Raw genomic sequence first — 17970 nt, forward strand, 5'->3', positions numbered from 1 at the left:
TTAAAGTGATTACATTTGGTATTATGACGTTGAATATGGAAAGTGAACATGCTTATATAAATGAAATTGCCAGACTTGCTGAATCATGCGAAATGGAGGTATTCCGTTTCCTGCCCTCCGATATCAATCCGCATACACTTCAGGTAAAAGGGAAAAAGTTTGATTCAATGGCAAATTGCTGGCTGGAGAATGAACGGCCAATCCCAGCCATTATTTACGACCGCTGTTTTTATGGAGAGGATGAACATTCAAAGCAATGCCTGCCGATTGTTTCATGGTTGAAGAGCAGAAATGATATAACCTTTTTAGGCTATGGATTGCCTAATAAACTTGAGATCTATAAAACGTTAAGAAAATCTGGTTTAGCGTCCTATTTACCTAATACGCAATCCGTTTCAGATACTGGAATCATTCTAAAAGAATTAGCTGCGCAGAAAAAGATGATTTTAAAGCCAATTAATGGTTCTCAAGGCTACGGCATTTATTACTTGAAGAAAAACGAAAAATCCTTTCATGTCAAAACAGAAAAACAGAAGAAAATCATTTCGCGGATTTTCCCAAATGAGGCAAAACTCCTTCAATGGTTAAAACCATTAATTAAACAGCATGAATTTATGCTCCAGCCCTATCTGGAACTCTATAACAATGAACTACAGCCCTTTGACATTCGTGTTCTGTTGCAAAAAAGCGCACATGGAGCCTGGGGAGAACTTGGCAGAGGGATTCGGATTGGAAGCACAGGGGGTCTCCTCTCAAACTTAAGTGCAGGTGGATCCGTCATCACGTTTACAGATTGGCTGACTTCACTCCCACCCGCAAAAGGGGAATATATTCGCCAGGAATTAAACTACATTCTGACCAGCCTTCCTCCCCTTCTTGAAAAAGAATTTATGCCATTATTTGAGATTGGTGTAGATATTGGCATCGCCAAAAATGGATCAATCTGGATCCTTGATATCAATTCTAAACCTGGAAGAAAGGTTCTATTGCAAACCCGACCAGATTTAAAGGAAACAATCCACCTAAATCCGCTTCTTTATGGCAAATACCTTTCCGAAACGGCACCGCATGAAAGGAAGAGCTATTATGAGACAACATTATCTCATTGAGGTTGCTCAAAATGATCAAATGGTTGTGTTCTGTCCCAAGGATATTCTTCAGGGGAAAAAAATAAAGCACATCGCTTTTGGCTCAAAATCAATTGCTGTTGACTTTTTCCCGCACCCTGATGAAAATGACCGAATTGTGATCAGCAGGAAAATTCAGAAGGCCATCCAGTTTCCCGATTTCACTATCCCGCTCCATGCGTTTATCGAAAACCAAATTCTTTATATGGGTCCGCTCGTTGGTATTTTCACGGCAGGATTTACGTCCATTCCCTTGCAGCCAATCGGCGAACGTACATTGTTTTTTTCAAAACTGCTATCTGTTAATAAAACAGTAGGCGCTCTCGCATTTGTATTCGGAGAGCAGCATATAGATTGGGAGCAAGGAACGATAGAAGGTTTCTTTTTTCATAATCAGGCTTGGGAAACTTTTGAGGTTCCTTTTCCAAATGTGATTTACGACCGTCTTCCCAATCGAAAAAGTGAGAGCAACCCAAAATTAATGAAAGTAAGGGACCGATTACAAAAGGAATATCTTATTCCGTGGTACAATCCTGGTTTTTTCAATAAGCTTGATATTTATGATCGCCTGCTGAAGGATGCTTCGGTTACTGCTTACCTTCCGGATACCCAGCCGTTTACCTCCTTTTCAACCATGGAAAAGATGCTGACTAAATATGGCCATATTTTTATAAAGCCAAGAAACGGCAGTCTTGGGTTAGGTATTCATCAAGTGATTTTTGACAAACAATCTGGTAGTTTTTATTGTCGCTATCAAGATGAGGCTTATATTAATCGCTTACGAAGGTTTACCAGTTTAGAACGATTGTTTCAATCTGTATTTGCGCAGCTATCCCTAGAAAAAATGTTAGTGCAGCAGGGAATTTCCTTGCTCAGAAACGAGACTCGCTCGATTGATTTTCGTGTCCATACGAATAAGGATGACTATGGGAAATGGCAAGTATCAGCGATTGCCGCTAAGATTGCCGGTCACGGAAGTGTAACCACCCATGCACGCAGCGGTGGTGATATCAAAACAATTGCAGAAATTTTTCCAAAGGAAGAAGCTGATTTATATACCCAAAAGCTAACCAATGCTGCGCTTCAGCTTAGTAAATCGTTGGACAGAAATATTGAAGGAATTATTGGCGAGATTGGTTTTGATTTAGGCATCGACCGTAACGGGGATGTATGGCTTTTTGAAGCAAATTCAAAACCGGGCAGGTCAATTTTTAGTCATCCGGAATTGAAGGAAGTTGATTTCCTAACGCGTAAATTATCAATTGCCTTTGCTGTTTTCCTAACAGAGCAAGCATTATTACATCCTGAGGAACTATTCAAATGAAAAACAATTCGACAGGTCCACTGGTTGGGATATTAACAGCACAGAAAGCAAATGGCGCTATTGCTGGCAACGGTCCGCTTTTTATCGAATTGCAAAAAAAGCTTATTTCATTAAATGGAGTAAGCTTTGTCTTTACTCCTGAAGGAACGAAAAAGAATTTTATTATTGGCTATACGTTTTCACTTGATAAAAATCGCTGGATAAAGGAAAATTTCCCTTATCCAGACCTTGTTTATAACCGGATTCCATTTCGGAAATCAGAACAAAATGAATCCTTCCAAGCTTTGTTTTCCAGGTTAAAAGAGAAGCATATTCCTTTTTTTAATCCATGTTTTATCGATAAATATGAGCTTTATGAGTTAATGAAAAATCATACTGTACTGCAACACTTTTTACCACAAACCCTCCTTATCCAGCGTAAAAAGGACTTGTTCTCTTTTGTGAAAAAACATTCAAATATTTATTTAAAACCAAGGCAATCTGCAAAAGGAAAAGGTATTTTCCGCCTCAAGCTGATGAAGCCTTCAGAAATTCAACTTGAAGGGATTGAAAACTGCGAATCCTACAAATCCTTTGATCATTTTTGGGAAAATTGGCATGAAAAGCTGCTTTTGAAAAACTATTTGGCCCAGGAAGAAATCAATTCAGCCGAATATGAGGGTTATCGCTTTGATTTTCGCATTCTAGCTCATGCTGAAGATAATAGTTATAAGCTTACAGGGGTCGGCATTAGGCAGGCCCAAGAACAAGGGATTACCACCCATATTCCCACTGGAGGGAAACTACTTCCATATGAGCTTTTACAATCACCTGAACATGATCAGTTCATTCAAACTGTTATTCCTTTTGTCGGTGAAGCTTTATCGGAACAATTTGGCTTTTTCGGCGAATTTTCAATAGACGCAGGCGTAAGTAAAACTGGTCAGTATTATATTTATGAAGCCAATTCAAAACCGATGAGCTTTGATGAGACGGAGATTGAAGAAAGGAAAATAGCTCAGCTCTGCCGCTTATTCCTGCAGTTAACAGTTACCGAGCTTTAAATTTTGTTTAAATTCTTCCCTAAACAAGGTAAGCTAGAAGTAGTACAATGCAAAGGGGATGAGGTAAATGTTGATGCATTTTCAGTTCAAACCATTATTTGAAAATAAAAATATTCCTGGCTGGAACTTTTCCTTTTATTACAAAAAGCAAAGATTTACAGGAATCTATCACCCAACAGGAAAAATTGAATTCACCACAAATACGCCTGAACAAAAAGATATTGACGCATTAACAAGCCAAATCCATGAATTAATGCTTTATCACGTTTATGAATAGTTCAATAAACCTTTCCACAAACTAACAGGAAAAGCGGAAGCGCCTTGTTCAGGGGCGTGAGTCTAGACGAGCCGGCGAGAAGGCTGTTTTTTTAGCCTTCTTGACGGATTGGCTATAGACCTTAGAGCCCCTAGGCGCTGCAGCTGGACAAAGAGGAAAAGCGGAAAGGATTGATTGTCATGGAAAAAGATAAAGATAAGCTAGCCGAACAAGGTTCTGTTTATGAAGGAAGAGATAAAGTCTATCTCGATATTGACCGGATGATCAATGAAGGAATGTCAGGCGGTTCCGTCCACGCACGTCACGATTCCACAAATATTGAAGAAGCTCGTGACCTAACTGAAGAACAACCACCGTATGAATGTGACTAAAACAATAAGGTATCAATTAAGGCTAGCCGGCAATTCTTTAGGCTCAGCCTTTTATATTGTCCATCTTCAATTGGTATAATGGGAGAAGAGTTTCTTAAAAAATCTAGATATTGGGGAAAATAACAGATGTTTAAAAAATTATTGTCCATTTATGAGAATTCGATTTTGTTTCTCAATCAACCTGAGAACCCTAGTGACGAATTTTTCACCTTATTTAACGATGCAGAGAATGAGTGGATTAGCATTCCTAAAACAGACGTAAGCGAAAAAGAACTAAAGCTTCTAAAAACGATTTTCAAACTAGTTGAAGTTGAAACATCAGCCAATCATTCCACTTCAAATGGCTGGAATCAATTTCTACTTTTGAACGGTCCCCTTCCAAGTTATCCATCTGAAGAAGCAAGTATTCGGTTGATTCAATTCCATATGAGCAGCGATGATGCGAATCAAATTGAAATGGAATCCGCCTTAAAAGGCTTTTTTACTGAGGACGTACTAATCATTTGGGAAAACGGAAGCCGGGGTATTGTTATAGAAGAGAAAACACAAATTTCTCTTTCCGAAGAAGAACTAATTTCGATGTCGGAAACATTAGAAAGCGATTTTTATGTAAAAATTTCATTTTATATTGGGAAGCTCCATCCTTTTTCCTTGGAGCTTCGCGAAAAATTCCGTCAGGAACAGGAATACTTTTCATTTGGAATTATCAATTTGGGCAACCCGCATATTTTAACATTTGAACGGGTTTTCCCTGCTTTTTTGGCACATCATTTGCCAGAAGAATTAAAACAAAAAGTCAACCAAGAAGTAATCGAACTATTCCAAGATGACCCGGAAATGTTTGCAACCGTCAAGATTTTTTTAGAAAACAATTTAAATGCAAGTTTAACTGCGAAACGATTGTATATCCACCGAAACACCCTCCAATATCGGATTGATAAATTTTGTGAAAAAACTGGAATTGGATTAAAAGATTTTCACGGGGCCTTTACCGTCTTTTTAGCTTGCCTTCTGTTTGAACAGAAACGCAGCTGACAATGTGCCCAAAAAAGCGTTTTCATTTTTTGTGCAACCTGTCCATACATTTTTCTCCCCTGAACCTGTAAACTGAGTTTATCAAGATAAAACAGGGAGGCAATTCACATGGCAGAGTTAAAATTAGATCATATTTTTAAAATATATGATAATAAAGTTACCGCTGTTCAGGATTTCAATTTACATATAGAGGATAAGGAGTTTATTGTCTTTGTTGGTCCTTCTGGCTGCGGTAAGTCAACTACACTACGAATGATTGCTGGACTTGAAGATATTTCAAAAGGTGACTTTTACATTGATGGCAAAAGGGTAAACGATGTTGCTCCGAAAGACCGCGATATCGCGATGGTTTTCCAAAACTACGCCCTTTATCCGCATATGACCGTTTATGATAACATGGCATTCGGATTGAAACTGCGTAAATTTCCAAAACCCGAAATTGACCGCCGCGTACAGGAAGCAGCCAAAATTCTTGGCTTAGAAGCATATTTAACTCGTAAACCAAAAGCTCTTTCAGGGGGTCAGCGCCAACGTGTTGCATTGGGCCGTGCCATTGTCCGTGATGCCAAGGTATTTTTAATGGATGAACCGTTATCAAATCTTGATGCCAAGCTTCGTGTACAAATGCGTGCTGAGATTGCTAAGCTGCACCGCCGCTTAGATACGACAACCATCTATGTTACTCACGACCAAACAGAGGCAATGACAATGGCTACCCGTTTAGTTGTTATGAAAGACGGTGTCATTCAACAGGTTGGTTCGCCTAAGGAAGTTTATGAAAAGCCGGAAAATGTGTTTGTCGGCGGCTTTATTGGTTCGCCAGCAATGAATTTCTTCAATGGAAAACTTGAAGATGGTAAATTTGTTATCGGCAAAACGGCTATCGCTGTTCCGGAAGGCAAGATGAAATTCCTTCGTGAGCAAGGCTATGTTGGAAAGTCAATCATCCTTGGGACCCGCCCAGAAGATATCCATGATGAACCAATTTTCATTGAGTCATCTGCTGGAACAAAAATTACCGCTAATATCGATGTTGCTGAATTAACCGGTGCCGAATTAATGGTTTACTCATCTATTGGCGACCAGGACTTCGTAGCACGACTTGATTCACGTGCCGATGTTAAACCAGGTGATAAATTAGACTTAGCATTTGACTTAAACAAGGCTCATTTCTTTGATGTTGATACAGAATTAAGAATCCGTCCATAAGAAAAGCGCAAGCGCCCTGTTCAGCGGCGTATGGCCTGGAGCACTCCAACTGAGATAAAGGAAACACGAAGAGCGCTCTTCGATTCGATGTTGACTTATCGTAGGGCGGAGTGCGAAGGACACTAGCCGCTAGGGCGCTGGAGCTGGACAATTCTCAAAGTCAAAATTTAGCTTTCTTAATCAAAAAATAATTATTTCTTAAGCCTCCGTCTGTGTCTAGGAACGGGGGCTTATTCTTTTATTAATATGATTTCATCATGATGGCAGGATGGGCAGCGATATAAATGTGGACATTTATGTCCTGAATTTGTGTCATGATAGCCATCCTCCATTTTCATTAAATCAATTTCCATATATGGACTATAATCATCATAAAAATCCATAAGCCGGCCGTTTTCCAGCATAGGTTCACCACAATTGGTACACATTAAATAGACGTCGCGGAAACCGTTGCAGACTGGGCATACTGTCATACACTTCACCCTTTTGATTGTAAGATAACTTTAGTTTGTGTTAGATTACCCGCTCTATGTAGTGGAATAAATTACCGATTAATAATTCGAATAAGTCTTCAAGAATTAATCATAATAAAGATTACAAAGCAACAATTACACCGATGGATGAAACCAACCAGGGTAATAACCGGTGCAACTCCGGGTCATCCAACCATTTACTAAAAAGAACAATAATAATATGGGTTAGGCCCAGGCGGCAGAATTATGGTTCAATTCCATACTGACCCCAAATTTATTAAGAGGAGTGTTATTCAACTATGGCAAGTAACAACAACTCTAATCAACTTTTAGTACCAGGCGTTCAGCAGGCACTTGATCAAATGAAGTATGAAATTGCTTCAGAGTTTGGTGTAAGTCTTGGTGCAGATACGACTTCACGTGCCAACGGTTCAGTTGGAGGAGAAATCACAAAGCGTCTTGTACAAATGGCTGAATCCCAACTTGGCGGGTTCAAACACTAATTTTTAGTAATCCCATTTATACAACAAATAAATAACATGGCTTAGCCCCCTCCATCACCGGAGGGGGCTTTCATTGGCGTTTTTAAACCATATTTTCAGGTTTAATCCATTGATCAAATTGTTCTGCCGAGACATAACCGGTTTTAATTGCCGCTTCTTTTAATGTGCTGTTTGCTTTAAAAGCTAATTTGGCAATTTGTGCCGCTTTTTCATAGCCTATATGGGGATTTAACGCTGTTACCAGCATCAAAGACTGTTCGACATGTTCCTTGATTATTTTTTCGTTCGCTTCAATTCCCACGGCACAATTTTTATTAAATGACCGCATTCCATCAGAAAGAAGTCTTATTGATTGGATCAAGTTATTAATAATTACTGGTTTAAACACATTTAATTCAAAATTCCCCTGGCTGGCCGCGAAACCAATTGTCATGTCATTGCCAAAAACTTGGCACACCACCATCGTTAACGCTTCACTTTGTGTTGGATTTACTTTTCCAGGCATAATCGAGCTCCCGGGCTCATTGGCTGGAATGCTTAGCTCACCAATCCCGCTGCGCGGCCCGCTTGCAAGCCAGCGGACATCATTGGCAATTTTCATTAAATCTGCCGCTAAGGCTTTGATGGAACCATGGACGTAGACAATTTCATCATGACTTGTTAAGGTATGAAATTTATTTTCTGCTGACCGGAATGGATGTCCTGTCAGCGTAGCAAGCTGTGCCGAAACCTTTTCTCCAAATTGAGGGTCAGCATTGATTCCTGTACCAACAGCCGTCCCTCCTATTGCCAAATCCAGCAAATAGCTGCTAGCTTCCGTAATCATTCTCTTATTCTTTTCGAGCATTGCCCGCCAGCCGCTTATTTCTTGACCAAGAGTTAATGGCGTTGCATCCTGTAAATGTGTTCTCCCTATTTTTACGATAGAAGAAAAGGCCTTTTCTTTTTCAAGGAGTGTCTGTTTTAACTCTTGTATAGCCGGGAGCAGCGATTCCGTTACTTTTATATAGGCCGCAATATGCATGGCTGTTGGAAAGGTGTCGTTGGAGCTTTGCGACATATTGACATCATCATTAGGATGTATATTTTCTGTACTGCCTTGTTCCTTCAACCATTCGTTTGCCCGGTTAGCAATCACCTCATTGACGTTCATATTGGACTGGGTACCGCTGCCAGTTTGCCAGACAGCTAACGGAAAATGTTCATCGAAGTCTCCGTTTAATATTTCATCGGATACTTTTTTTATAGCCTCCATTTTAAATTCACTTAGCTTCCCTAATTGTTGATTGACAATTGCAGCTGATTTTTTAATTAAAGTTAATCCATAAATAAGTTCTAAAGGCATTTTTTCGGTACCAATTTTAAAATTTTCCTTGCTCCGCTGTGTTTGCGCCCCCCAATATTTATCTGCAGGCACACGCACCTCACCAAGCGTATCCTTTTCGATTCTAAAATTCTCCACGTGCATTCACCTCACAAATTCATGCTACTTCAATATATATACCCATTTCTAACCATATTATTAAAAAAACTGCAGACATTTGTCTGCAGCCTATGCTTTATAAATTGTATATCCGATATAATAAGAAAGGATTAAAAAACTACCGATTAATAGTACAATTGAATACTCACCCATAACCATCCCACCCCATTTTGAATTGTTTTTACTTAAACATTTTTAAGGTATCATAATGGGCAGGGTTAACAAGTGATAGAAATTACACATTAGTGACCGAGGAGTGAACTTTTTGTGAACATTTGCCTTTTTGGGGCAACAGGAAGAGTTGGTTCAGTCATTTTGGAAAATGCTTTAACCAATCACCATTCTGTCCAAGCCTTAGTGCGAGACGCGAAAAAAATGTACCAAAAGGCTGCAGGCCTTACCGTTAGAGAAGGTAATGTCTTACTAGAAGAGGATATTGCCCATTCAATCACGGGGGCTGATGTGGTCATCAGTGCCTTAAATACAGACGGCAGCTCAACTCTATCAGATTCCATGCCCTTCATTATCAAATATATGAAAAAGTATGGGATTAACCGGATTATTACAATTGGTACAGCTGGGATCCTCCAGGCTCGTTCCGCACCCGATTTATATCGCTTCCAATCGTCCGAGTCTAGACGAAAGAGTACCAAGGATGCCGAGGAACATTTAAAAGCCTATTTATTATTAAAGGATTCCGGGCTTGATTGGACAATTGTCTGTCCAACCTATTTACCAGTGGGTGAAAGAAATGGGACCTATCGATATGAAAAGGACTTTCTCCCAGAAAATCCTTCCTCCATCTCGATTTTTGACACCGGAGATTTCGCCTACAGGCAGCTATTTTCAGATGAATTTATCCGTTCAAGAGTTGGCCTTACTTATTGAAAAAATAGGGACTGACCATGATGGCCAGTCCCTTCACATTTGTCCGATAATTATTTCACCAATATGTTTGGATTGGACCGTACTCCCCTTAACAAAGCCGACAAATTCCTTAATTTCCTTACCAGGAATGCAATCAGTGGTCACGATTATCATCATTTAAATACCCCGCTTTTTTATGAAAAATTTTCCTAACAAAAATCAGGTAAATTAGCGTTGGCATTGGTGCTTGGATAAGTCCGGCAATCCCCCAAAACCAATAGTTATGACTACGTTTCCGCGCATCCAAAAATAAAAAGATACTCTGTATGAATAAAATGGCCGCAACAACGATGATTAATGTTAGTGAATAATCGCCATTCATCCATTACTCACCTTCTTTAATAAACTTACACTCGTATATAACACAATAAAGATGGTGGTAACTAATTGCAGAAAAATAAACAAGACTGGCATTTGAAATAGTGATACAATAATTCCTGTTAAAATAATCAAGGCGATGATTAAAAATAAAGATAAATCCCTGATGAGCTTTTTTCGTATTTGCTGCTTCTCTGCTGCCACCCTTTGTTCAAACCATGAAAGGTCCGGAGAATAGACAGGGAATTGATCCATATGATGTAACCCCTCTTGCAGTTCGTGAATAGCAGCTGAGTCCTGTTTATCTAGTAGTTCGTTGCCCAGTATGATGACTTTCTGTTTCTTCACTTACTTTCAGCTCCCTTCTTAAAGACTTTATTCCATTATGCACCCTTGATTTAACGGTTCCCGAAGATATTTTCATCCAATCGCCAATTTCTTCGTAGGAATATCCGTAATAGTGCTTCAAAATGATTGGAATCCTGACATCCTCTGATAATCGCGCTAGTGCCTCCAACGCATCATTCCATTCTTCATTTCTACTTTCGAAACGCCACTTCAATTTGCGGTATACTTCCTCTTGTTCCTGCCAATTTTTCTCTCGCTTTTTCTTTCTACATTGGTCAATGTATGTATTTGTTGCAATCGAAACCAGCCAGGTGGAAAATTTACTTTGACCATTATAAAGATGAATCTTTTGTATACATTTCGCCATCGTTTCCTGTGCCAATTCTTCAGCTGTATCAGGATTCATTGTAATTTTCATTAAATATTTCACAAGAAATGGATAATTTTCTTTAAACAACATGGCGAATGCTAAATGGTCCCCTTCTTTTGCATTTTTTATCAATGCATCCATTCGGCAATAATCCTCTCTTTCCCCCATCATCCCTATTTTTGTCTTTATTAATTAGACGGCCAACCCAACGTTTGGTTCATCTTATTTTTATTTTACCTGCTTTTACATTGCCATGCACCGACATTTGTCAATAATTGTCCATATATTTGTATCGGTTAATTGGCATCTTTTTGTAAAATAAACGTAGAGGTGAAAATTATCGGAGAGGAAGTGCTATATGGCTTACAAGCCTAGGGCAGAACGTGAAGAAATAATAATATTAAGAAGTTTAGATACCCGTGGGAATCTGACTGAAGATGAAAAATGGAATTATTTGAAGCTGAAAAAGGGCTATGAAGGAGAAGTAAAGTTTGATTCATTGACGGAGAAGATTCAGAGCGAATGTTTGATTCTAAATGATTTGCTGCTTGAGTTAAATAATTCGTTGTTCCAAATTGATACTTTAGTTATTCAGGACAAGTTATACCTTTTTGATGTAAAAAACCATGAAGGCGATCATTTTTATGACAATGGTGATTTTAAATTCATGAAGACTGGCAAGCTACTGAAAAATCCGCTGGATCAACTAAAACGATGTGAAACTTTATTCCGCCAATTGCTTCAAAAACACGTTTACTACCTACCCGTTGAAGCGTGGGTAGTGTTTATTAACCCCGAGTTTACACTTTATCAAGCTCCCAAAAATCAACCTATTATTTATCCTACACAGCTAAATACACTCATGAAAAAGTTAAATACATGGGCGGGAAAGCTGAATGGTAAGCATATGAAATTGGCGGATCTTTTAGTGTCCCAGCATAAAGTGGAATCACCTTATTCTCGGGTTCCCCAATATGAATTTAATGGGCTGCGGAAGGGGGTGATTTGTTCTCTGTGCCTATCGTTTTTGGTTTTCGTATCGGGGCGAAAAATGGTTTGTAATAATTGCGGATGCGAAGAGGATGTTGATTCTGCAGTGCTGCGCAGTGTGAAGGAACTAAGGCTTCTTTTTCCGGATTGGAAGATTACTACGAGTTTGGTTCAGCATTGGTGCGGGGGGATTGTATCGGTAAATGTGATTAGAAGGATTTTGCACCAAAATTATAAAACTACAGGAACTGGTCGATGGCTACACTTTGAGTAATCTTCACTTTTCCTTAACATGGAATAATTCAATATCGTTATGGTGATGGCTTTATTTGCGGTTCTTGTTGCAGAGAACATCTCCTCTTCAATAGCGGTAGTCTTTTCTTTGGTAAAAGTGTAAATAGAAACTCACTACCTCCACTTTTTACCTTTATTTTCACTTTTATGTTGAAGTAGACACTCTCTACTTCAACTTTAACTCTCTTTTTTCAGCATAACGTTTAAGTAGAACCTCTCTACTTCAACTTTAACTCTCTTTTTTCAGCATAACGTTTAAGTAGAACCTCTCTACTTCAACTTTAACCATTTTTTTCAGCATAACGTTTAAGTAGAACCTCTCTACTTCAACTTTAACTCTCTTTTCTCAGCATAACGTTTAAGTAGACCCCCTCTACATCAATTTTAATCGTCTTTTTTCAACAAAACGTTGAAGTAGACCCTTTCTACTTCAACCTTAACCGTCATTTTCAACAAAACGTTGAAGTAGACCCTTTCTACTTCAACCTTAACCGTCTTTTTTCAACAAAACGTTGATTAAGAAAAGGCACGAATTTCTTCGTACCTTCCTAAATTAATGCCCTTTTCCTTTATCCTTTCCTTTGCCCTTGCCCTTACCTTTGTCCTTCTCCTTCTTATCCCACTTTTCCTTTTGTTTATTCCATTTTTCTTCCCATTTTTGCACTTCATTATTGAATTTCTTTTGAAAATTATCAAGATTCTTTTCTTCTTCTTCCTTTTTTCGTTTTTCAATCAACGTGGAAATGTGCGGGACATTAAAGCTTTCGTTTGGATAGCCTTTTAGTGCTTCCTTCATCACTTCACTGAAGATAACAGCAGAACCTGTGCCGCTTGTTGGGGTGATATAGTGGTCAGCATCGGTTTTATCATAACCAACCCAGATGGCACCCACTAGCTGTGGCGTATACCCAACAAACCATTGATCTTTCAGCCCGTTTATTCCTTGAATCGGAACCTGGGTGGAACCGGTTTTCCCCGCTGTTTCCCGGCCGGGGATTTGTGCTGCTTTTCCGGTTCCTTGTTCGATAACACCAAGGAGCATCGTTGTCATATTATCTGTAACAGCTTTTGTTGTTACACGCTCATTTTTCCCTTTCCACTCAGCAACCATATTACCTTTTGCATCGATGATTTTATTGATCACATGTGCTTCCTCTCGCACGCCGTTATTAGGGAAAACAGAAAAGGCTTCTGCCATCTCGATTGGCGATACGCCTTGATGCAGGCCGCCGAGGGCGATTGATAAATTACGGTCAGCCTTATCCAAGCTAATGCCGAAGCGGTTAACCGCATCTAATCCCTTTTCGATTCCCAGTTCATTTAACAGCCAGACAGCCGAGACGTTTTTTGATTCCTTTACCGCCTCATACATCGGTACTTCGCCTTCGTACTGATGATTATAATTACTAGGTTCATAAGTGCCGAACTTCATCTGTTCGTCCTTTAACATGTCCGTGATTTTCCAGCCTTCTTCAAGTGCAGGGGTATAAACTACCAATGGCTTAAAGGAAGAACCTGGTTGTGCTTTTAACTGAGAGGCGCGGTTATAGCCTCTAAACGCATGATCTCCTCTGCCGCCGACAAGAGCCCTGATCCCGCCTGATTTCGGGTCTACTAAGACGCCTCCGCTTTGGACAAGCCTGTCCTTTCCTTTTGGAAATAAGGCGTCATTTTGATACGTGTTTTCCATCGCCGCTTGCATCGCAGGATCAAGCTCGGTATAAATCTGAAACCCGCCTGTCAACAATTCATCTTGAGTGAAGCCGTACTGTTTTATCGCCTCATCCAAAACCTGGTCAACATAATAAGGAAATTTCCCACGGAACGGGTCGCCGCCCTTGTCATCGAGAACAACCTTTTCATGCTTTGCCTTTTCAGCCTGCTGTGTTGTGATATAGCCTTGCTCTTGCATTTTTGCGAGCACAAGATTTCGCCTTTCGGTTGCTTTTTCCATATTTTCGTATGGATTTAAGGCAGAGGGAGCATTAATTAGTCCCGCTAATAAGGCGGATTCGCTAATCGAAAGGTCCTTAACCTCTTTTGCAAAATATTTACTGGCGGCTTGTTTAATTCCATAAGCGCCGTTGCCAAAATATATCTGGTTTAAATACATCTGCAGGATTTCCTGTTTTGTATATTCTCGTTCTACAGCCAATGCTAAAAATACTTCCTCCATCTTTCTTTTCACTGTTTTTTCAGAAGTAAGAATCGTATTTTTCGTTAATTGCTGTGTAATGGTACTGCCGCCCTCGACCATTGCGCCCGCCTTTAGATCGCGGAAGAGAGCCCTGGACGTACCGATTAAATCAACGCCGCTATGTTGATAAAAACGGTGGTCCTCAATGGCAACAATAGCATTTTTCATGGAATCGGGGACTTCCGTGATCGGAACTCCTTCATTTTTATTGGCAGACACCTTACTTGCCACTTTCCCATTAATATCATAAAAAACCGTTGGCTGTGGAAGTTCATTTTTCAGTTCTGATATGTCGGCATCTTTGGAAAAATAAAAAAGAAGCCCAAAGAAACCTAGAATCATAATCAAGGCAGTTAACACAATCACCTGAAGTAAATGCCACTTTCTCCAATTGTTGAAAACGCCACGTAACCTATCTTTAACTACCAATTTGATGACATCCTTTGTTTGTAATCTCTATAACAGGTATACTTTTCGATGAAAACTTGATTTTTATGACTGTTTACTGGACAATAATCGATTAACAAAAAAAGACAGGTACACAACCCGTCTTTTTCATTATTCACTTTTGGTTAACTCTTTAAAGCGCTGCTTTGTCATTTTTTCATCGAAACTGCTGAAGATTCGATAATTTCCCGCATCCAATATTCTAAAATGTTTGCTGAGAATATTTTGCTGAAGAATAAATCCGTTTTTCTTTGATATCGCTTTCCACCATAAGCGGCCGCCCATCGTTTTCATCCTGCGATAATCAATACCTTCTCTGGCAACCGTCTCCAATACTTCCAAGGGCTCGTTCCCAAATAAAAATTGAACTGTTTCTGTTTCACGAAATAGTGCGCAAATAGCAACAACGGTAGACCAATTGGCTAGAACTCTTCCCTTCTCAATTTGCACAAGCGTTTTCTTTGAGACACCAATAATATCTGCCATTTTATCCTGCGTATAACCTGCTTCAGTTCGGATTAATCGAAGCTTTTCAGAAACCTGCATGATAATTTCTTCCCTGGTCACATTTAGCCCTTCCTTCAATAGCATCTAGTGTAATTTTACACAAATCCCATTCATCATTCAAATCATACGAATAAAAAACTGCTATCGTCTTAAGATAGCAGTTTTTTCCGAGATTTTTATCACAATTTTGGCGGAATGCCGCACTGGCTTGAACAAGAATTTTTCAACTCACAGGCGGCGCATTTTCCTTTTTTCGATTTATTTATGAATTTCACAAAATGCCAAATCGCGTATCCAAAGATAGCTGCACCTATCAAAACACTGGCAATCATTTGCTCCACCTCTTTTTTAGAATTATACAAATCCCAACAATCTGCCGCCTTGATAAATGATTAAGGATAAAACATAGGCAATTGCGAAAGCATAGATCATCGAAAAAGCTGTCCACTTTTTCGAGGTTGTTTCTTTATAGATGGTTGCTACGGTTGCTAGGCACGGAATATACAACAAAATAAATACCATGAAACTATATGCCGCAAGCGGGGTATAGTAATCTGCTAATAGGCCCTGCAAACTGGCATCGTTTGGTACAAAATAGATTATATTCATTGTTGATATAATCGCTTCTTTGGCTAGGAATCCTGTAATTAATGACGCGGATGCCTGCCATGTAGAAAAGCCAATTGGTGCGAAAATTGGCGCAATCGCATTTCCAATCGCAGCCAAATAACTGTGATCCATATCCACATTTAAACCATTAGGACCAGCGTATGATAACAACCAGATAAAGACAGAACCCGCAAAAATAAATGTTCCTGCCTTTCTAACGAAGCCTTTCCCTTTATCCCAAGTACTTCTCCATAATGATTGGAATTGAGGAAGACGATACGGCGGCAATTCAATCACAAACAAGGAAGTTTCTGATTTTAAAATCGTAGAAGAAAAGATTTTTGCCAAAATTAACGCTACAACAATTCCAAGGACATACAGGCTTAGAACAACAAATGCCTTATTACCGGCAAAAAAGGCGCCCACAAATAAAGCATATACAGGCAAACGAGCTGAACAGGACATTAACGGCGTAAGTAAGATGGTTAATAGCCTTTCCCTTGGGGTTTCAATCGTTCTTGCCGCCATGATTCCAGGGACATTACAGCCAAAACCAATCATCATCGGAATAAAGGCCTTCCCATTCAATCCTACCGATTCCATAATTCGGTCCATGACTAGGGCAACCCGGGCCATGTACCCGGAGTCTTCCAATAACGAAATAAAGAAGAATAGAATAAAGATTTGCGGCACAAACACGAGAACACCGCCGACCCCGGCTACTAATCCATTAATTATTAAGGCATGAATAAACTCAGAAGCATTTATCGCCGTTAATACCTTTTCGAATCCGACCGTAACCGGACCAGTTAAAAGGGCATCCAAGCCATCGGATAATGGTGTTCCTAACCAATCAAATGTCAGCATGAACATCAAATACATCAGCAGCAAAAAGATTGGCATCCCAATATAGCGATTAGTTACGATGCTGTCAATTTTTTCTGAGAGCGGGATATCCGAATTACTTTTTTTAGCTACTTCAGCAACGATCATCTCAATGACTTCTTTTCTTTTTAAATAGATGAAGTTTGCTATTGATTTACTCTCATAAAGTTTCTGAAGTTGTAATTCTAAATGTGCGGTAATTGCCTCAAGCTTTTCGGCGTCTGCAATACTATTAACATAGTCTTTAACATAGTCATTTCCTTCAAAATACTGAATCGCCAGAAAACGCGCAGAATGATTAGTTTTTCCGCTTATTTCAGCAGTCAACAAAGTGATTGCTTCCTCAACCTCTTTTCCATAATAAACGAGGTTCTTTTTCGTTGGCTGAATCGATTTTGTGGCGATGACATCGACGAGCTTATCACAGCCCTTTCCACTTCTTGCCACGACTGGGACGACCGGTACACCAAGAACTTCCGATAACTTAGAAGCGTCAATATGAATTCCACGCTTATTAGCCACATCGATCATATTTAGACCAATAAGAGCTGGCTTTTCAAATTCAAGTAATTGCAGGGTTAAATGTAAATTTCGTTCTAATTGTGAAGCATCCAATATATTTAACAGGCGGTCAACAGATTCATTCAAGAAAAAGGAAGTAACCACCCCTTCATCTTTTGATAACGGATTAAGAGTGTATACACCTGGTAAATCGATTAAATGGCCAATATTATTTTTGAAAACGCCAACTTTCTTTTCAACGGTTACACCGCTCCAGTTACCGACATACTCATAGGAACCTGTTAGATTATTAAACAAGGAAGTTTTCCCAGTATTGGGGTTTCCGATAAGCGCGATTTCCATTATATTCTCTCCACTTCAATCTGTACTGCTTCCCGGCGGCGGATGCCGACACATTGTCCGCAGGATTCAATCATAATCGGGCCGCCAAATGGCATGACACATTTCACGCACACTTCTGAGCCTTCTGTTATCCCTAAATCTAGTAAACGTCTTTGTACCAGGTGACCAACATGAGAAATGTCAATAATCTTTCCCTTATCTCCTGCTTTTAACGATCCAAACATGTATATCACCCTTATCTATGTTAATTGAGAATGATTATCTTTCTAAATGTATTTTAACACTTTTTTAGGGTAATAAGCATAGTAAATTTGACAATTGTTCGAAAAGTTTTCAAAAAAAAAAGGAAGCGAGAATATTTCTCTTCCT

Annotated in this window: 20 protein-coding genes and 1 pseudogene; 10 read left to right on the plus strand and 11 right to left on the minus strand. The window is 39.4% G+C overall.

The features are described from left to right. Nucleotides 1-5 precede the first annotated feature (5 nt). The 7 genes from ACIQCO_RS10860 to ACIQCO_RS10890 all read left to right on the plus strand — a co-directional run bounded on the left by ACIQCO_RS10860 (nucleotide 6) and on the right by ACIQCO_RS10890 (nucleotide 6386). Nucleotides 6-1109, plus strand: coding sequence for a YheC/YheD family endospore coat-associated protein (locus tag ACIQCO_RS10860; RefSeq protein ID WP_400428389.1), 1104 nt, complete (start codon nucleotides 6-8; stop codon nucleotides 1107-1109). Next, nucleotides 1087-2451 carry a YheC/YheD family endospore coat-associated protein gene (locus ACIQCO_RS10865; protein ID WP_400428391.1) on the plus strand — a complete coding sequence of 455 codons (1365 nt, stop codon included), beginning with the start codon at nucleotides 1087-1089 and terminating at the stop codon, nucleotides 2449-2451. The genes ACIQCO_RS10860 and ACIQCO_RS10865 overlap by 23 nt, the downstream gene beginning before the upstream one ends. Continuing rightward, a complete protein-coding gene (locus ACIQCO_RS10870) occupies nucleotides 2448-3494 on the plus strand; it encodes a YheC/YheD family endospore coat-associated protein (protein WP_400428393.1) in 1047 nt (348 codons plus the stop codon). The genes ACIQCO_RS10865 and ACIQCO_RS10870 overlap by 4 nt, the downstream gene beginning before the upstream one ends. Before the next feature lie 67 nt (nucleotides 3495-3561). After that, nucleotides 3562-3771, plus strand: coding sequence for a YheE family protein (locus ACIQCO_RS10875; RefSeq protein ID WP_400428394.1), 210 nt, complete (start codon nucleotides 3562-3564; stop codon nucleotides 3769-3771). 179 nt (nucleotides 3772-3950) lie between these two features. Beyond that, nucleotides 3951-4142, plus strand: a complete 192-nt coding sequence (locus ACIQCO_RS10880; protein WP_066084095.1) for a hypothetical protein — start codon at nucleotides 3951-3953, stop codon at nucleotides 4140-4142. Nucleotides 4143-4268: 126 nt separating this feature from the next. Continuing rightward, entirely contained in the window at nucleotides 4269-5177 is a 909-nt protein-coding gene (locus ACIQCO_RS10885; protein ID WP_400428396.1) for a PucR family transcriptional regulator, read from the plus strand. 108 nt (nucleotides 5178-5285) lie between these two features. After that, the gene (locus ACIQCO_RS10890; RefSeq protein ID WP_400428398.1) at nucleotides 5286-6386 is read left to right on the plus strand and encodes an ABC transporter ATP-binding protein; all 1101 of its coding nucleotides are present in this window, start codon (nucleotides 5286-5288) and stop codon (nucleotides 6384-6386) included. Nucleotides 6387-6616: 230 nt separating this feature from the next. On the opposite strand, the gene ACIQCO_RS10895 is transcribed toward ACIQCO_RS10890, so the two are convergent. Beyond that, nucleotides 6617-6859 carry a hypothetical protein gene (locus tag ACIQCO_RS10895; protein ID WP_400428400.1) on the minus strand — a complete coding sequence of 81 codons (243 nt, stop codon included), beginning with the start codon at nucleotides 6857-6859 and terminating at the stop codon, nucleotides 6617-6619. A 299-nt stretch (nucleotides 6860-7158) separates the two neighbouring features. Here ACIQCO_RS10895 and ACIQCO_RS10900 point away from each other — a divergent pair, with 299 nt between their 5' ends. Next, nucleotides 7159-7362: an alpha/beta-type small acid-soluble spore protein gene (locus ACIQCO_RS10900; RefSeq protein ID WP_400428402.1), complete on the plus strand. Its 204-nt coding sequence runs from the start codon at nucleotides 7159-7161 to the stop codon at nucleotides 7360-7362. Between the two features lie 82 nt (nucleotides 7363-7444). On the opposite strand, the gene fumC is transcribed toward ACIQCO_RS10900, so the two are convergent. After that, nucleotides 7445-8824 (minus strand): class II fumarate hydratase, encoded by a 1380-nt coding sequence (fumC, locus tag ACIQCO_RS10905; protein WP_400428404.1) that lies wholly within the window; start codon nucleotides 8822-8824, stop codon nucleotides 7445-7447. A gap of 288 nt (nucleotides 8825-9112) precedes the next feature. On the opposite strand from fumC, the gene ACIQCO_RS10910 reads away from it, so the two are divergent. Further along, nucleotides 9113-9733: an NAD(P)-dependent oxidoreductase gene (locus ACIQCO_RS10910; RefSeq protein ID WP_400428406.1), complete on the plus strand. Its 621-nt coding sequence runs from the start codon at nucleotides 9113-9115 to the stop codon at nucleotides 9731-9733. A 45-nt stretch (nucleotides 9734-9778) separates the two neighbouring features. Here ACIQCO_RS10910 and ACIQCO_RS10915 read toward each other — a convergent pair. The 4 genes and pseudogenes from ACIQCO_RS10915 to sigY form a co-directional block, all read right to left on the minus strand. Further along, nucleotides 9779-9886 (minus strand): annotated as a pseudogene (locus ACIQCO_RS10915) (heavy metal-binding domain-containing protein); the annotation flags it as partial. Then, the gene (locus ACIQCO_RS10920; protein ID WP_400428407.1) at nucleotides 9867-10094 is read right to left on the minus strand and encodes a sigma-Y antisigma factor component; all 228 of its coding nucleotides are present in this window, start codon (nucleotides 10092-10094) and stop codon (nucleotides 9867-9869) included. The pseudogene ACIQCO_RS10915 and the gene ACIQCO_RS10920, both read right to left, overlap by 20 nt. Continuing rightward, a complete protein-coding gene (locus ACIQCO_RS10925) occupies nucleotides 10091-10438 on the minus strand; it encodes a YxlC family protein (protein WP_400428409.1) in 348 nt (115 codons plus the stop codon). The genes ACIQCO_RS10920 and ACIQCO_RS10925 overlap by 4 nt, the downstream gene beginning before the upstream one ends. Beyond that, a complete protein-coding gene (gene sigY, locus ACIQCO_RS10930) occupies nucleotides 10392-10949 on the minus strand; it encodes an RNA polymerase sigma factor SigY (protein WP_400428411.1) in 558 nt (185 codons plus the stop codon). Before sigY ends, ACIQCO_RS10925 begins: the two co-directional genes overlap by 47 nt. Nucleotides 10950-11166: 217 nt before the next feature. Here sigY and ACIQCO_RS10935 point away from each other — a divergent pair, with 217 nt between their 5' ends. After that, complete coding sequence (locus ACIQCO_RS10935; RefSeq protein ID WP_400428413.1) at nucleotides 11167-12072, plus strand: nuclease-related domain-containing protein; 906 nt, start codon at nucleotides 11167-11169, stop codon at nucleotides 12070-12072. A 573-nt stretch (nucleotides 12073-12645) separates the two neighbouring features. On the opposite strand, the gene ACIQCO_RS10940 is transcribed toward ACIQCO_RS10935, so the two are convergent. The 5 genes from ACIQCO_RS10940 to ACIQCO_RS10960 form a co-directional block, all read right to left on the minus strand. Further along, nucleotides 12646-14718: a transglycosylase domain-containing protein gene (locus ACIQCO_RS10940; RefSeq protein ID WP_400428414.1), complete on the minus strand. Its 2073-nt coding sequence runs from the start codon at nucleotides 14716-14718 to the stop codon at nucleotides 12646-12648. A gap of 129 nt (nucleotides 14719-14847) precedes the next feature. Beyond that, complete coding sequence (locus ACIQCO_RS10945) at nucleotides 14848-15303, minus strand: helix-turn-helix transcriptional regulator (RefSeq protein WP_400428525.1); 456 nt, start codon at nucleotides 15301-15303, stop codon at nucleotides 14848-14850. A 119-nt stretch (nucleotides 15304-15422) separates the two neighbouring features. Next, nucleotides 15423-15575 carry a FeoB-associated Cys-rich membrane protein gene (locus ACIQCO_RS10950; protein WP_400428527.1) on the minus strand — a complete coding sequence of 51 codons (153 nt, stop codon included), beginning with the start codon at nucleotides 15573-15575 and terminating at the stop codon, nucleotides 15423-15425. 22 nt (nucleotides 15576-15597) lie between these two features. Then, nucleotides 15598-17601 carry a ferrous iron transport protein B gene (feoB, locus tag ACIQCO_RS10955; protein WP_400428416.1) on the minus strand — a complete coding sequence of 668 codons (2004 nt, stop codon included), beginning with the start codon at nucleotides 17599-17601 and terminating at the stop codon, nucleotides 15598-15600. Beyond that, a complete protein-coding gene (locus ACIQCO_RS10960) occupies nucleotides 17601-17825 on the minus strand; it encodes a FeoA family protein (protein ID WP_066084067.1) in 225 nt (74 codons plus the stop codon). The genes feoB and ACIQCO_RS10960 overlap by 1 nt, the downstream gene beginning before the upstream one ends. Nucleotides 17826-17970: the final 145 nt, after the last annotated feature.

It is taken from the genome of Neobacillus sp. NPDC093127, assembly GCF_044754175.1.
Lineage (GTDB): Bacteria > Bacillota > Bacilli > Bacillales > Cytobacillaceae > Neobacillus.

Coding starts and splice junctions, on each gene's coding strand:
- ACIQCO_RS10870 (WP_400428393.1), top strand. CDS start 2,448: ATGAAAAACAATTCGACAGGTCCACTGGTTGGGATATTAACAGCACAG.
- ACIQCO_RS10895 (WP_400428400.1), bottom strand. CDS start 6,859: ATGACAGTATGCCCAGTCTGCAACGGTTTCCGCGACGTCTATTTAATG.
- ACIQCO_RS10865 (WP_400428391.1), top strand. CDS start 1,087: ATGAGACAACATTATCTCATTGAGGTTGCTCAAAATGATCAAATGGTT.
- feoB (WP_400428416.1), bottom strand. CDS start 17,601: ATGGAAATCGCGCTTATCGGAAACCCCAATACTGGGAAAACTTCCTTG.
- ACIQCO_RS10950 (WP_400428527.1), bottom strand. CDS start 15,575: ATGATTGCCAGTGTTTTGATAGGTGCAGCTATCTTTGGATACGCGATT.
- ACIQCO_RS10920 (WP_400428407.1), bottom strand. CDS start 10,094: ATGAATGGCGATTATTCACTAACATTAATCATCGTTGTTGCGGCCATT.
- ACIQCO_RS10875 (WP_400428394.1), top strand. CDS start 3,562: ATGTTGATGCATTTTCAGTTCAAACCATTATTTGAAAATAAAAATATT.
- sigY (WP_400428411.1), bottom strand. CDS start 10,949: ATGGATGCATTGATAAAAAATGCAAAAGAAGGGGACCATTTAGCATTC.
- ACIQCO_RS10960 (WP_066084067.1), bottom strand. CDS start 17,825: ATGTTTGGATCGTTAAAAGCAGGAGATAAGGGAAAGATTATTGACATT.
- ACIQCO_RS10890 (WP_400428398.1), top strand. CDS start 5,286: ATGGCAGAGTTAAAATTAGATCATATTTTTAAAATATATGATAATAAA.
- ACIQCO_RS10900 (WP_400428402.1), top strand. CDS start 7,159: ATGGCAAGTAACAACAACTCTAATCAACTTTTAGTACCAGGCGTTCAG.
- ACIQCO_RS10935 (WP_400428413.1), top strand. CDS start 11,167: ATGGCTTACAAGCCTAGGGCAGAACGTGAAGAAATAATAATATTAAGA.
- ACIQCO_RS10880 (WP_066084095.1), top strand. CDS start 3,951: ATGGAAAAAGATAAAGATAAGCTAGCCGAACAAGGTTCTGTTTATGAA.
- ACIQCO_RS10885 (WP_400428396.1), top strand. CDS start 4,269: ATGTTTAAAAAATTATTGTCCATTTATGAGAATTCGATTTTGTTTCTC.